This window comes from Rhodococcus sp. 7Tela_A2 (genome assembly GCF_049311045.1).
Classification (GTDB): domain Bacteria; phylum Actinomycetota; class Actinomycetes; order Mycobacteriales; family Mycobacteriaceae; genus Rhodococcus.
On sequence record NZ_JAXION010000109.1, the window covers coordinates 1 to 14,446 of the forward strand.

The 14,446-nt window shown below is 66.8% G+C and carries 14 protein-coding genes and 1 other RNA gene; 11 read left to right on the forward strand and 4 right to left on the reverse strand.

Annotated elements, in window-relative coordinates; translation table 11 throughout:
- Positions 1–99 precede the first annotated feature (99 nt).
- The 3 genes from TVH25_RS17330 to hisN all read right to left on the reverse strand — a co-directional run bounded on the left by TVH25_RS17330 (position 100) and on the right by hisN (position 3,631).
- Entirely contained in the window at positions 100–1,311 is a 1,212-nt protein-coding gene (locus TVH25_RS17330) for an acyl-CoA dehydrogenase family protein (RefSeq protein WP_169619713.1), read from the reverse strand.
- A gap of 28 nt (positions 1,312–1,339) precedes the next feature.
- Complete coding sequence (locus TVH25_RS17335) at positions 1,340–2,731, reverse strand: acyl-CoA dehydrogenase family protein (RefSeq protein ID WP_169651718.1); 1,392 nt, start codon at positions 2,729–2,731, stop codon at positions 1,340–1,342.
- A 111-nt stretch (positions 2,732–2,842) separates the two neighbouring features.
- Positions 2,843–3,631 carry a histidinol-phosphatase gene (hisN, locus tag TVH25_RS17340; protein WP_169619711.1) on the reverse strand — a complete coding sequence of 263 codons (789 nt, stop codon included), beginning with the start codon at positions 3,629–3,631 and terminating at the stop codon, positions 2,843–2,845.
- 32 nt (positions 3,632–3,663) lie between these two features.
- Between hisN and prfB the strand changes: the two genes are divergently transcribed.
- The 10 genes from prfB (at position 3,664) to ssrA (ending at position 11,669) form a co-directional block, all read left to right on the forward strand.
- A complete protein-coding gene (gene prfB / locus TVH25_RS17345; RefSeq protein WP_169619710.1) occupies positions 3,664–4,782 on the forward strand; it encodes a peptide chain release factor 2 in 1,119 nt (372 codons plus the stop codon).
- 21 nt (positions 4,783–4,803) lie between these two features.
- Positions 4,804–5,691 carry a mechanosensitive ion channel family protein gene (locus TVH25_RS17350; protein ID WP_169651720.1) on the forward strand — a complete coding sequence of 296 codons (888 nt, stop codon included), beginning with the start codon at positions 4,804–4,806 and terminating at the stop codon, positions 5,689–5,691.
- A complete protein-coding gene (locus TVH25_RS17355; protein ID WP_169619708.1) occupies positions 5,688–6,155 on the forward strand; it encodes a hypothetical protein in 468 nt (155 codons plus the stop codon). Before TVH25_RS17350 ends, TVH25_RS17355 begins: the two co-directional genes overlap by 4 nt.
- A gap of 31 nt (positions 6,156–6,186) precedes the next feature.
- Positions 6,187–6,876 carry a cell division ATP-binding protein FtsE gene (gene ftsE / locus TVH25_RS17360; protein ID WP_169619707.1) on the forward strand — a complete coding sequence of 230 codons (690 nt, stop codon included), beginning with the start codon at positions 6,187–6,189 and terminating at the stop codon, positions 6,874–6,876.
- 50 nt (positions 6,877–6,926) lie between these two features.
- Positions 6,927–7,832, forward strand: coding sequence for a permease-like cell division protein FtsX (gene ftsX / locus TVH25_RS17365; RefSeq protein WP_169619706.1), 906 nt, complete (start codon positions 6,927–6,929; stop codon positions 7,830–7,832).
- A 69-nt stretch (positions 7,833–7,901) separates the two neighbouring features.
- Complete coding sequence (gene smpB, locus TVH25_RS17370; protein ID WP_169619705.1) at positions 7,902–8,378, forward strand: SsrA-binding protein SmpB; 477 nt, start codon at positions 7,902–7,904, stop codon at positions 8,376–8,378.
- Positions 8,375–9,232, forward strand: a complete 858-nt coding sequence (locus TVH25_RS17375) for a DMT family transporter (protein WP_169619988.1) — start codon at positions 8,375–8,377, stop codon at positions 9,230–9,232. The genes smpB and TVH25_RS17375 overlap by 4 nt, the downstream gene beginning before the upstream one ends.
- Positions 9,233–9,331: 99 nt before the next feature.
- The gene (locus TVH25_RS17380; protein WP_169619704.1) at positions 9,332–10,696 is read left to right on the forward strand and encodes a cytochrome P450; all 1,365 of its coding nucleotides are present in this window, start codon (positions 9,332–9,334) and stop codon (positions 10,694–10,696) included.
- A 66-nt stretch (positions 10,697–10,762) separates the two neighbouring features.
- Complete coding sequence (locus TVH25_RS17385) at positions 10,763–11,173, forward strand: TIGR03667 family PPOX class F420-dependent oxidoreductase (RefSeq protein WP_169619703.1); 411 nt, start codon at positions 10,763–10,765, stop codon at positions 11,171–11,173.
- Between the two features lie 124 nt (positions 11,174–11,297).
- Positions 11,298–11,669, forward strand: a transfer-messenger RNA (tmRNA) gene (ssrA, locus tag TVH25_RS17390).
- A gap of 67 nt (positions 11,670–11,736) precedes the next feature.
- Here the strand turns inward: ssrA and TVH25_RS17395 are convergent.
- Positions 11,737–12,210 (reverse strand): SRPBCC family protein, encoded by a 474-nt coding sequence (locus tag TVH25_RS17395; RefSeq protein ID WP_169619702.1) that lies wholly within the window; start codon positions 12,208–12,210, stop codon positions 11,737–11,739.
- Between the two features lie 160 nt (positions 12,211–12,370).
- Here TVH25_RS17395 and TVH25_RS17400 point away from each other — a divergent pair, with 160 nt between their 5' ends.
- Complete coding sequence (locus TVH25_RS17400; RefSeq protein WP_206038545.1) at positions 12,371–13,708, forward strand: DUF2254 domain-containing protein; 1,338 nt, start codon at positions 12,371–12,373, stop codon at positions 13,706–13,708.
- Positions 13,709–14,446: the final 738 nt, after the last annotated feature.

Consider the following 14,446-nt stretch of genomic DNA (forward strand, 5'->3'; position numbering starts at 1 on the left):
GGGGGGGGGGGTGGGGTTGCGGCGCGGGGGGGGGGGCCCCCCCGCGGGCCCCCCCCCCCCGCGTCTGTCGGCTTGTGGCGCAGTTGCTGTGCGGCCGGTCTACTTCAACTCGGCCGACGACTTTCCGAGTACGCGTCGCGCGACGATGAGCTGCTGAATCTGCTGGGTGCCTTCGAAGATGTCGAGAATCTTCGAGTCGCGTGACCATTTCTCGAGCAGCGGGCGCTCCGAATACCCGTACGTGCCGGCCAGTTCGACCGCCTTGAGCGACACCGCCGTGCCGGTCCGGCCGGCCTTGGCCTTGGAAATCGACGCCTCGAGGGAATTGGGCTTCTTGTTGTCGGCCATCCACGTCGCCCGGAGGGCGAGCAGATACGCCGCTTCCCAATCTGCCTCGAGCGCCAGGAACTCGGCCGCCGCAGCATGCTGATTGTTGGCGGGAACGTCGTACGACACCTCGACGCCGGCGTCCTTCAGGATCACCCGCAACTCCTCGAGCACCGCGCGGCCGAGACCGACGGCCATGCCTGCCACGATCGGACGGGTGTTGTCGAAGGTCTGCATGACCCCGGCGAAACCCTTTTCGGCATTCACCTCGGGTGAGCCGAGGATGTTGTCCTTGGGGATGCGGCAGTTGTCGAGCAGCAGGACCGCAGTGTCGGACGCCTTGATGCCGAGTTTGTGCTCGAGCCGGGCGACGCTGAGACCCGGTGCTTCCCGCGGCACGACGAACGACTTGATCGCGGCCCGGCCCTGGGACTTGTCCACGGTCGCCCACACGACGACGTGCGTCGAGCGCTCGCCCGCGGTGACGAAGATCTTCTCGCCGTTGAGAACCCACTCGTCGCCGTCGAGCACGGCGGTGGTGGTCACCGCTGCGGAGTCGGACCCGAATCCGGGCTCGGTGATCGCCATCGAGGCCCACACCTTGCCGAAGCGCTCGAGTTGCTCATCGGTGGCGACGGCTGCGATGGCGGAGTTGCCCAGGCCCTGATAAGGGATCGACAACGTGAGGCCGACGTCGCCCCAGCAGGTCTCGATCACATTGAGGAGGCCGGCCATGTTGCCGCCGTTGAGATTTCCGGACGCTTCCGTCTTGGCCTTCGCGTCTCGTCCGAGGGTTGCGCCCGCGGTGCCTTGACCCGAATCGTTGAGGCCCTCGACCATGGCCGCCATCGTGTCGAGCTCGACGGGGTATTCGTGCTCGGCGAGATCGTATTTGCGGGAGATCGGACGGAAGATCTGCGCGGCGACCTGGTGGGCCTGGTTCGCGGAAGCCTTGAGCTTCTTGGGAAGTTCGAGATTGATCATCACAGGTTCCTTGTTCGGATCGGGCCGCTCAGATGAGGACGACGCCTTCGGCGACACCGATGGCACGCAGGTCGCGGTACCAGCGCTCGACGGGATGTTCCTTCGTGAAACCGTGGCCACCGAGCAGCTGCACGCCGTCGAGGCCGATCTTCATGCCCTTGTCCGTCGCGAGCTTGCGGGCGAGCGCGGCCTCGCGGGCGAACGACAGGCCCTGCTCCGCGCGCGATGCGCCGCGCAGGGTCACCAGACGCATGCCGTCCAATTCGATCTTGATGTCGGCGACCATGAATGCGACGGCCTGACGATTGCTGACCGGTTCGCCGAACGCGTGCCGCTCGTTGACGTAGGGGATCACGTAGTCGAGCACCGCCTGGGAGGTGCCGAGTGCGAGCGACGCCCAGCCGAGGCGCGAGAGCCGCACGGCGTCGGCGTACTGCTCGGCGCGCACGTCCGGGTTCTCGTCGCCGAGCAGGGCGGACTGCGGAACCGCGACGTCCTCGAGCAGGAGACGTCCGAGTCCGGCGGCGCGCAGGCCCATGCTGGGGTCCGCCTCGATGACGACGCCCTTGCTCTTCGCCTCCACGATGAAGAACGACGGCTTTCCGTCGAGTTCCGCTGCGACGATGAAAAGTTCGGCGCTACCCGCGGCCGGTACGAGCGCCTTGACTCCGTTGAGGCGGTAACCGCTGGGGGAGCGGACCGCCTTGGTCTGCAGGGCGAACGGGTCGAACAGAGCACGCGGTTCCGCGACCACCACCGACGCCTGGGGGACGTCCTCGCTCGCGAATGCGGGAAGGTAGGTCTGCTGCTGCTCGTCGGTGCCCCACTGGGTCAGCGCGACGGCGACACCGCTCGGGGCGAGGATCGGAAGTGCGAGACCCATGTCGCCGTGCGCAAGCGCTTCGGCGACCAGGGAGTTGGTGACGACGCCGCGTTCGGTGGCGACACCGTCGAACGCCTCGGGGACGTTGACCATGGTGATGCCGAGTTCGGCGGCGCGTGCGAGCAGGTCCGCGGGGGCGGCCGCGGCGGCGTCGGCGTCGTAGGCGGCCGGGCGAATGATCTCCGCGGCGAACTCGCGCACCGTTTCCGTGATCATCTGCTGATCGTCGGTGGGCGTGAGGTCGAAGAAGTCGGCGTTCTTCGCCGTCGTCAGGCGCTGCGGCGAACTGCCGCCCGAGACCTTCTTGAAGGTGCGGGTCGCGGCGCCGAGCGTCTTGAATCCGGTCTTCGTGGATTGGTACGTGACCCGGTCGATGGTCTGCCGGATGTTGTACCGATCGGCGAGTTCGGACCCGGTGATCCGCGTGAGAACGCGCATCGCGGCACCCATGGCGTCGCGTTTGAACGGGTTCAGACCCACGGCGGACGTGTCGCGAGGTGTGTTCCGGGGCACGCTGTCTTGCTTGCTCATGATCACCAGAGGTTTCTCGATGCGGGAGCGGACGGTGACCTATCTTACTTCTGAGTAAGGTCCGGTGTCTACTTTTCGGTAAGTTCTTTCCCGATCCCGCATCGCCACCCGGTCACCTCACGGCCGCAGGCGCCCGACCACCTCGTCCTGCAGGTGCCCGTTCGTCGCGACCGCGCTGCCGCCGTGTGGTCCGTCGGCGCCCTCGAGATCGGTGAACCGGCCGCCGGCCTCGCGCACCAGCACGTCCAGCGCGGCAAGATCCCACAGCGACACCTCCGGCTCGAGCGCGATCTCGAGCGCGCCTTCCGCCAGCAGGCAATACGAGAAGAAGTCGCCGTAGGCGCGCACCCGCCACACGTCGTCGGTGAGGCCGATGAACTGCTCGCGCACGCCCCGCTCCCGCCAGCCCGTCAGGCTCGAGAAACTCAGTGACGACGCCTCGAGTGCGCGTACCTGCGACACCGTGATGCGCCGAGGTTCTCCCGAGTCGTACGAGACGAAAGCGCCCGCGCCCGCTGCCGCCCACCACCTCCGGTTCAGGGCCGGCGCGCTCACCACGCCGACCACGGGCACTCCGTCGTCGAGCAGAGAGATCAGTGTGGCCCACACCGGCACGCGCCGAACGAAGTTCTTGGTGCCGTCGATGGGATCGACGACCCACTGGCGGCCGGAGAACACCGCGTCGCCGCCGAACTCCTCGCCGAGCACCGCATCGCCGGGCCGCTCGGCCCCGAGAACCTCCCGCATCAGCCGTTCGACGGCGAGGTCGGCGTCCGACACCGGGGTCAGATCGGGCTTGTCGTCGACCTCGAGGTCGAGTGCGCCGAAGCGGTTGCGGGTGATCGCATCCGCTTCGTCGGCGAGGCGGAGAGCAAGGTCCAGATCTGCGGTGTAGTCGGTGGGCATGCAGCAAACGCTAGCGGCTACCCTTGAAAATCGTGCACCCCGATGTTTCTGCAGACCTGGCCGAGCTCGATACGACCCTCCGCACCGTGGAGTCCGTCCTCGATGTCGAGGAGTTGCGCCGCCGGATCGACGAACTCGAGCACCAGGCCGCGGATCCCGAGTTGTGGAACAACCAGGAGCACGCGCAGAAGGTGACCAGCGAGCTGTCCCACGCGCAGGGCGAGTTGCGGCGTGTCGAGAATCTGCGCGAGCGCCTCGACGATCTGCCCGTGCTCTACGAACTCGCCGAAGGCGAAGAAGGTGACGCCGCCGTCGCGGCACACGCCGACGCCGACGCCGAGCGTGCGAGCCTGCGTGTCGACATCCAGGCGATGGAGGTGCGCACGCTGCTGTCGGGCGAGTACGACCAGCGCGACGCCCTCGTCAACATCCGTGCGGGTGCCGGTGGCATCGACGCGGCGGACTGGGCCGAGATGCTCATGCGTATGTACGTCCGGTGGGCGGACAAGCACGGCTACGGCGTCGAGGTCTACGACACCTCGTACGCGGAGGAAGCAGGCATCAAGTCGGCGACCTTCGCCGTCAAGGCGCCGTACACCTACGGGACGCTCTCGGTCGAGATGGGAACGCACCGGCTCGTGCGCATCAGCCCGTTCGACAACCAGGGCCGTCGTCAGACGTCCTTCGCGGAGGTCGAGGTGCTTCCCGTGGTGGAGACCACCGACCACATCGAGGTCGACGAGAACGACGTCCGCGTCGACGTCTACCGCTCGTCCGGCCCGGGTGGCCAGTCGGTCAACACCACCGACTCCGCCGTGCGACTGACCCACATCCCGACCGGCATCGTCGTCACCTGCCAGAACGAGAAGTCGCAGTTGCAGAACAAGGTTGCCGCGATGCGCGTGCTGCAGGCCAAGCTGCTCGAGCGCAAGCGCAAGGAAGAGCGCGCCGAGATGGACGCGCTCAAGGGCGACGGCGGCAGCTCGTGGGGCAACCAGATGCGGTCGTACGTGCTGCACCCGTACCAGATGGTCAAGGACCTGCGCACCGAGTACGAGGTCAACAACCCGTCCGCTGTGCTCGACGGAGATATCGACGGTTTCCTCGAAGCCGGAATCCGCTGGCGGATGCGGGAGGAACAGAAGTCGTGAGTGGGGGCGAGAGGCGGTCGCATGGTGTTTCCCGGGAGTAGTCTTCTCGACTGGCTCTCGAGCAACGGGCTGCTGATCGTCCTGACCGTGCTGGGTGCGACCTTGATCGCCCGGTTCGTGTCGTGGGGCGGCGGGCGGATCACCCGGCGTATCGACGAGAGCTACGAGCAGTCCGACGACCTCGTCCGGTCGGAGGCCACCAAGCATCGCCACTCGATGGCGCAGGTCATCACGTGGATGCTGATCTCGTTCATCTACATCGTCGCGACGCTGAAGGTGTTCGACCATCTCGAATTGCCGCTCGGCACCCTGGTGGCGCCGGCGACCGTGATCGGTGCCGCGCTCGGTTTCGGTGCCCAGCGCATCGTCCAGGACATCCTCGCGGGATTCTTCATCATCACCGAACGGCAGTACGGGTTCGGCGACACCGTCCAGATCTCCGTGACCGGCGCCTCCGAGGACGCGGTGGGCACCGTCGAAGACGTGACGCTGCGAGTCACGCGCGTCCGGAGCACCGCCGGCGAAGTGATCATCGTGCCGAACGGGCAGATCAACAAGGCGGTCAACCTGTCGAAGGACTGGGCGCGGGCCGTGGTCGACGTACCCATTCCCGTCAGCGCCGACATCTCCGATGTCACCGACATCCTGCGAGAGGTGGGAGTCGCGGCCTACAACGACGCCCGCGTGCGCGAACTGCTTCTGGACGAACCGAGCGTGATGGGTGTCGAGAGCCTCGAGGTCGATCAGCTGAGCGTGCGGATGGTGGCGCGCACCCTCCCCGGCAAGCAATTCCAGGTGGGGCGCCTGCTGCGTGCACGGATCGCACGTGCTCTGCGAGTCCAGGGGATTACCGTTACACCGCAACTCGGTACCGCAAGCGTCGTCGACCGGTCGGAGGCCGCCCCATGAGCGACGAGAAGCGGTTCTGGTCGCGCATCCCGTCTCACCTGTTCGGTGGAAAGGTCCGCACCGCAACGCTCGGGCTGTGTGTGCTGTGGCTCGCGCTGTGGATGCTCTACCTGTTCCTCAACCAGCCCGACAAGCCTGCCGAAGTTCCCCCGTCGGCGGTGATCATCTCCGAGACGCCCTACGTTCCGTATGTGCCTCCGGCGTCGACCGCACCGACGGCGACGACACTGCCTCCGACGGCGACCACCTATCCGTCCGGGACCGGCACCCCGCCGTCCGTGACGACGACGGTGCCGCCGAACCCGGGCGTGCCGACCGCCACGAGGACCGAACCTGCTCCGCCGGCACCCACGACCGGCACGACCACGACGACCAGGCAGATGCCCTTCGATCTGCAGATTCCGGGACTCCCGAGCGTGGACGAGCAGAGCGACACCTCGGAGACCGGTGGGCCGGAGCAGTAGATCACCGTCCGGTAACGGCTAGCATGGCGTCGTGATCCGGCTGGAGAATGTGTCCAAGTCCTACAAGACGTCCACGCGTCCTGCCCTCGACAACGTGTCCGTCGAAGTGGAGAAGGGCGAGTTCGTGTTCCTCATCGGGCCGTCCGGCTCCGGTAAGTCGACGTTTCTGCGTCTGCTGCTGCGGGAGGACCGGCCGACGAGCGGAGAAATCCACGTCGCGGACTTCCACGTCAATCGGCTGTCCGGTCGCCGGGTGCCGAAACTGCGGCAGAACCTCGGCTGCGTCTTCCAGGACTTCCGGCTGCTGCAACGCAAGACCGTCGCCGAGAACATCTCCTTCGCTCTCGAGGTGATCGGCAAACCCCGCACGGTGATCGAGCGCACCGTCCCCGAGGTTCTCGACCTCGTCGGGCTCTCGGGTAAAGCCGACAGGCTTCCCGCGGAACTGTCCGGCGGCGAGCAACAGCGCGTCGCGATCGCGCGGGCGTTCGTCAACCGTCCGCTCGTGCTGATGGCCGACGAGCCCACCGGCAACCTCGACCCGGAAACCAGCCAGGACATCATGCTGCTGCTCGAGCGCATCAACCGCACCGGCACCACGGTCCTGATGGCGACGCACGATCACCACATCGTCGACTCGATGCGGCGACGGGTCGTCGAACTCGATCTCGGGCGGCTCGTCCGCGATGAGGCACGCGGCGTGTACGGCGTCGGCCGCTAGCACCAGTCCCGCTCCGCCTTCCACCCGGCAACCGAAGGATCCCCCACCCGATGCGTGCCAGTTTCCTGTTCAGCGAGGTCACCACCGGCCTGCGCCGAAACCTCACCATGACGATCGCGATGATCCTCACCACCGCGATCTCTCTCGCGTTGTTCGGAGCCGGCCTGCTGGTGGTCCAGATGGCGGGCAAGACGCAGCAGATCTTCCTCGACCGCGTGGAAGTGCAGGTGTTCCTCACCGAAGACGTCTCCTCACTCGACCCGGAGTGCGAGCAGGAGATCTGCAGCACGCTGCGCAGCGACATCGAGAACACCGACGACGTCGTCTCGGTGCAGTACCTCAGCCGCGACGACGCGGTGGCCGACGCGACGGATCGCGTGTTCGCGGACCAGCCCGAGCTCGCCGAACTCGTGAGCGCCGACAGCTTCCCCGCATCGTTCAAGATCAAGATGTCGGACCCGGACCGGTTCGCCATGATCCAGGACGAATTCGGGACGCGACCCGGAGTCGACAGCGTCCTCAACCAGCAGGACCTCGTCGAGCGGCTGTTCGGCGTGCTCGGCGGTATCCGCAACGCCGCCTTCGCCATCGCGACCATCCAGGCGATCGCGGCGGTGCTGCTCATCGCCAACATGGTGCAGATCGCGGCGTTCACCCGCCGGACCGAGGTGGGCATCATGCGGCTGGTCGGCGCGACCCGCTGGTACACCCAGCTGCCGTTCCTGCTCGAGGCCGTGGTTGCCGCGGTGGTCGGTGCCGCGCTGGCCATCGGAGGGCTCTTCGCGGCCAAGAGCATGTTCGTCGACGACATGCTCTCCGAGGTGTACGACGCGAACATCGTCGCCCGCATCACCGACAGCGACGTTGTGTTCATCGCGCCGTTCCTCGTTCTCGTCGGCGTGGGAATGGCGGCGTTGACCTCGTACGTGACCCTTCGCCTGTACGTGCGTGAATAACGAGTTGCCGCGGTTCCTATGCTGGACTGTGTTCTGTATCGACCGTTCGAGGACCGGAAGGGCCTGTAAGTGAAGGAAAAGGGCCGGAAGGTCATCGCGACCAACCGCAAGGCACGTCACAACTACGCCATCATCGACACCTTCGAGACGGGGATCGCTCTCGTCGGGACCGAGGTGAAGAGCCTCCGGGAGGGCAAGGCATCGCTCGTCGACGCATTCGCCACAGTCGACGACGGTGAGGTGTGGCTGCGCGGACTGCACATCCCGGAATACGGGCACGGCACATGGACCAACCATGCTCCGCGCCGCACCCGCAAGCTGCTGCTGCACCGCCGCGAGATCGACACTCTCGTCGGCAAGACCCGCGAGGGCAACCAGACTCTCGTGCCGCTGTCGATGTACTTCTCCGACGGCAAGGTCAAGGTCGAGCTCGCGCTCGCGCGCGGTAAGCAGGACTACGACAAGCGTCAGGATCTCGCGCGCCGGACTGCCGAACGTGAGGTGACCCGCGAACTGGGACGACGCGTGAAGGGTATGCGCCGCTGATCGCGGTCGCCCTCGCGCTGGTCGCGGCCCTCGCGTACGGGCTCAGCGACTTCGCGGGTGGAGCCTCTTCGCGTCGTGCCAGCGCCCTCGGCGTCGTCGCGGTCACCTATCCGATTTCTCTCCTGCTCGCGTTGGCGGTCGCGCCGCTCGTGGGCGGCGAACCGACCGTGTCGTCCCTCGGGTGGGGAGCCGTTGCGGGCGTCGCCGGGGGCATCGCGATCTGGTGGTTCTATCTGGCACTCGCGTCGGGCCCGATGTCGGTGGTGTCCCCGCTCACCGCGGTTCTCGTGGCGGGCATCCCGGTGGTCGTCGGCATCTCGCTCGGTGAGCGGCCGGGCGCACTTTCCTACGTCGGCATCCTCGTTGCCGTCGTGGCAGTCGCACTCGTCAGCTGGGAATCCGACGAGACCGTCGTCGGCACGGAACACCCGCGCTTCACCGCGAAGGTGGCGTGGCTGACCGTGGGATCGGGCGTCGCGTTCGCCCTGTCGTTCATCGCCCTCGGCCGGATCGAGGAGGGAACCGGGCTGTGGGGGCTCGCCGTATCGCGCGTGACCGCGACGCTCGTCGTGTGGTGTGTCATCGGTGCCGTCTGGCGCGGCGTGGTGTGGCCGACGAAATCGATGATGCCGGTCCTGATCGGGATCGGTGCGCTCGACGTCCTCGCGAACGGTGCCCTCATCTTCGCGTACCAGCAGGGCATGCTGTCCCTCGTGAGCGTCGTCGCAGCCTTGTATCCCGCCGCGACGGTCCTTCTCGCGATGATCGTGCTGGGCGAACGCGTGGGTCGGCTCCGGCTTCTGGGCATGGTCGCGGCCGGTGTCGCGGTCGGGCTGATCAGCGTCGCCGCGTAGCTTCCTGCTCCGCAGGTCACGGTTTTCCCCCGCCTATCCGGGGTAGTCGCCCGTGTGAAGGCGCATCCGCGCGAAATCACCGGCGAGGAGGAAGACCGTATGGCGTTACGCGAGGTGGGCGAGGAAGCAACGGCGACCGGCGAGCGCAAGGCCGCGGTGACGGATGTCGCCCGGTTGCTGAGCACCGTCGGAGCCCCCTTCCTGGCGGGCGGTCCGATCGCGCGGCGTCGCCCCGTGATGGGTCTGCTCGAGCGCATGAACTCCGACGCCGCGACCGTGCGCGAGGTCGCCCGGTTGCGCGGCCGATACGGCTCCGCCCCTTTGCCGATGAACATCGTCGGCCGTGACGTGGCGGTCGTGCTGTCGCCCACCGACGTCGACCGGATTCTGCGCACAGAGGCGGATGCGTTCACCGCGGCGAACCGCGAGAAAGAGGCGGCACTCCGGCCGTTCCAGCCGCGAGGCGTGCTGATCTCGCGGGGCGAGATGCGGGCGGAGCGCCGTTCGGTCAACGAGCGTGCCCTCGACACCGACCGTCCCCTGCATGGGCTGGCAGCGCCGTTCGAGGAGGCTGTGGCCGACGAAGCCGAGCGTCTTCTGCAAACCGCCCGTTCGACGGGGACTCTCGATGCGGAGCAGTTCACGGTCGCGTGGTGGCGGCTGGTCCGCAGGATCGTCCTCGGCGACGCCGCTCGCGACGACGACACACTCACGGACGAGCTGTGGACACTCCGGTCCAACGGAAACTGGTCGTTCGCACATCCCGTCCGGCACCGGTTGCGGGACAGATTCACGCAGCGTCTCCAGCACGCCGTCGAGGCGGCGCCGAGCGACAGCCTTGCCGGCGTCATTCGGGATATGCCGGTGAGCGCGTCCGTGGACGCGGTGGGGCAGATCCCGCACTGGCTGTTCGCCTTCGACGCCGCAGGAATGGTCACCGCCCGCACCCTTGCGGTACTCGCCACACATCCGGAACACCGCGAGCGCGCCCGAGACGACATCGCGAGCGGAGACCGGACACAGCCGAGGACCCTGGATTTCGTCCGCGCCTGCGTCCTCGACACGACTCGCCTGTGGCCGACCACTCCGGCGATTCTGCGTGATTCCCTCGTCCGCACCGAATGGGAAGACGAGCGTGGCCGCTTCGCGATCCCTGCGGGAGCCGCGTTCGTGATCCTCGCGTCGGCCTTCCATCGCGATCCGGATGTAGTCCCCTTCGCCGATCGTTTCGACCCCGAGATCTGGCTCGACGGACGCGCCGAGGAGTATCCCGCTCTCGTGCCCTTCAGCGCCGGCCCGGCAGGGTGCCCCGGCCGGAACCTGGTGTTGTTCGTGACCAGCACACTGCTCGCATCGCTGCTCGACAAGGCGGATTTCACCCTCACCTCGGGGCAGCGCCTCCGCCCCGACGAGCCGCTGCCCGCGACTCTGAACAATTTCGGGCTCGAGTTTGCCGTGAAGTGAGGGCACCGCGGACGCAGAATGGACCGACGACCGGTTCGAGCCCTACGCGCACCCCGGAGATGAGCGATGACGCAAACCCCGACCCTGTCCGAGACCGTCGCGCGCAGGCTCCGTGACGAGTCGGTGGTGTGGCTGACCACCGTGAACGCGCAGTCCTCGCCGGTACCGACCCCGGTGTGGTTCCTGTGGACCGACGCCAGTTTCCTGGTGTTCTCCCAGCCCGGCACCCACAAGCTCGCCAACATCGCGGCGCACCCTCGCGTGGCGCTGAACCTCAATTCGGATGCATACGGCGGTGAGGTCGCGGTGTTCACCGGGCAGGCCGTCGTGGATGCCGGGGTCTCGGAGGACGAATGGAACACCTTCGTGGGCAAGTACGAGCGGCAGATCGCGTCCCTCGACTACACGCCGCTCGGCTTTCGTGACGATTACTCGGTCCCGATCCGGGTGACTCCGGTCCGGGTCCGCCAGTGGTAGCGGATGCGGTGTGAGCAGGCTCATTCCCTTCGGTCGGCGCTCTGCGACAATGAGAATGACAACGGACGGATTCGTCGCTAGAGTGGGTGGTCCTGCGGGGTTACACGACCTCGCAGGGACGTGCGGGGCTGAACGGTTTCGACTGCGTACGTTGAGCTAGGGGAAGCGTGTCGGTGCAGGCAAGAGACCACCGTAAGCGTCGCTGCAACCAATTAAGCGCCGAGACCACTCAGCGCGAGTACGCCCTCGCTGCCTAAGTAGCGATTGCGTCTCTGTCAGACCGGGTTTGCTCTCGACCCGGATCCTGGCATCGACTAGAGAGCTTTACCGTTCGGCTCGGTCGCGGAGTCGGATGGGACATCAAACAGCGACTGGGATCGTCATCTCGTCTTGTTCGCGGGAACGGGAGATCCAAGTAGAGACATAGCGAACTGCACACGGAGAAGCCCTGGCGAGGCGGCGGAGGACCCGGGTTCGATTCCCGGCAGCTCCACCGAAACCCCGGGTGGGAGACCTTTCGAGGTATCCCACCCGGGGTCCTTTTTTTGACGAGGGAAGGCTAGCTAGCTCGTCAGCAGATCCGTCATCTTGTCGAGGCATTGCTCGAGCCCTGCCTTCGACAGGTCGCGTGCCTGTTCATCCGCGTACCCGAACTCCGTGACGGTCAGCATTGTCCGGCCGTCGCTGCCCGGCACGAACGTGATGACGTGCCGCACGTCTTCGGGGACCCCGGGCGGGGATGCGACCCGCGTGCCCGACGCATCGGTGAAGGCGAGGTCGAACTCGAGGAGACTGGTCGGCTCGATCCTGCGGTAGGTCCAGGTATTGAACATGTCCTGTCCGCCGTACTCGGCCGGAGCGCGCATGCCGACCAGCGACGTGCCACCGACCCGGAAGTCGAGGTCCGCGACCGGCACGGTGAAACCGTGAGGTCCCCACCACCTCTTGACATGTTCCGGGTCCTGCCACGCGCGCCACACCTCCTCGGCTGGTGCGCTGAACGTGCGGGTGCTGACGACATCGAAGGAATCGGGCACGGTGCCCTCCTGTCGGGGTGGATCGGACGCGGTCGTCGGGTATGACCTGCGGGTCGGGAAGAAATCATCGGAACCCGCGGCTGTGAAAACGAATACGTGTGACCGCCGACGTCGACGGATGTTCCGCCGGCGGGTCGCTCGATGGATACAGTCGGCAGGCATGAGGACCGCCCCCGCTCCGCTGCCCCGTCTGCGCCTGGCGTCGGCCGTGTACCGATTCCGGGAAAGCCTGTTCGCGTTGCCCGCGCTCATCGTCGTCGCAGGCGTGGTCGCCGCGGAGGTGACCGCGGTGCTCGACCGAACCGTCGAGGACGCGGACTCGGCGCCGTGGACCGTGGACATGCAGACCAACGCGGCGACGTGGTTGCTCAGCACCGTCGCCGGCGCCACCATCACCACCGCGGGAGTGGTCTTCTCGCTGACGGTCGTGAGCCTGCAACTGGCGAGCAGTCAGTTCTCTCCTCGCGTGATGCGCTCGTTCATCCGGGATCGCTTCAGCCAGACCGTAATAGGCATGCTCGTCGCGACGTTCGTATTCTGCGTCCTCACCCTGCGTCACGTCGGTGGTGACGCCACGTCGCCCGCACCGAGCATCGCGATGACGGTGTCACTTGTCCTGACCGTCGCGACGGTGATGCTGATCGTCGCGTACCTCGACCGGCTTGCACACCGGCTACAGGTCGGCGAGGTGGTCCGGTCCATCAGCAACGAAGCGGACCTGGTGATCGAGGCGATGACCCGTGCGGCAGAACGGGAAGTCCCGGCCGGGCCGGTGCGGTTCGACGAGTCCGCAGACGACGTCACAGTGCTGGCCCATGCGGACGGGTGGGTCTCGCAGGCGCCGACCGAGTACATCCTCCACGCGATCCCGCCGTCGACGGTCGTGCGACTCGAGACGCGACCGGGCGCGTATATCCATCGCGGGGAAGTTCTCATGCGCATTCATCCCGCACCGCAGGACGCCGAACGTGTACGCGCCCGCCTCCTCGCCACGGTCACGATCGGCGACGCCCGAACCATGCAGCAGGATTTCGACTTCGGACTGCGGCAACTCGTCGACATCGCGTTGCGCGCGCTCAGTCCCGCGATCAACGACCCCACGACGGCAATCGAGGTCGTTCTGCGACTGGGCAGTCTGCTGCGAATCGTCCTCGTTGCACCGGAGCAGGAAGTGTCGGTGGGTGGCCCCGACGGGCGGGTGCTGGTGCGACCGTGGCTGCTCTCGCCCGACGAATACATCGGGCATGCGTTCGACGAGATCCGTCGCACCAGTGCCGGTCAGGTGCATGTGACGCTGGCGCTGATCCGGGTGTTGCGGATGCTGGTCGAGCACGTCCGTGACGCGGGCCGGCCCGAGCATGTGCCCGCCCTCGAGCGGCAGATCCGGATGGTTCTCGAAACCGCCTCCGACCGCACCGACATTCACCCGGAGGATCTGGCGCTGCTCGAGGCGGTGGCCCGGTCCGCGGTCGATCCGGCCGAGCACCGTCTCGACTGATCGACCGGCTTACGTCGGTGGGTACTCCGCGCATGCGTAGCTGATCTTGTGGGCAAGAACAGATTTCGACGGCACTGGTCGGTTGTCCGAGTGGCGCCGACGACCGAACAGAGGTAGAAAGAATAGGTCTTCTCCGGCGCGATCGCGCCGGGAGACCCGGGTACAGCCAGTTGCCCGCCTGTCTGGGGTTCTCTCCCGGAGCGGGCTTACCCGTCCTCATCGAGGCGGTTCTCCAGTCAGGCACAGAGGTCGTATCGAGCTATTGCCCTGAAAGGACCACCCGGTCGAGATGAGTGATTCCACGTTTTCAGCTATCGGCACGTCGTCTGGTTCGTCCTCGGACCCTGTTCGCCATACCAGCCGAAGCGGATCGATGAGTACAGCAGAGATCAAAGCGCGCCTCGCGGTCATGTTCGGCGACGCCGACGAGGCCTCGTCCTCCGCAGAGGATGGGGATTCCCGGTAAGTACGAAGTGGATCGGGACGTCCGGTCGCCTCACGGCGAAAGGCATATCGCAGCTCCAGCCGAACGGAACTCTGCGACGGCAACGGGATTGAGCCCGGGGGACACGGTGCCGTCCCGATCCGCCCCGTTCAACACACTCTCGTTCCGCGGTATTCCGGGTACGCGGGTGTGATCCCGATCAACAGGGACCGGCGACATCGTGTGCCGCCGACCGGTCTACTGCCACGAACACACCGGAAGGGGGGGGGGCGCGGGGGGGGGGCGGCCGGGGC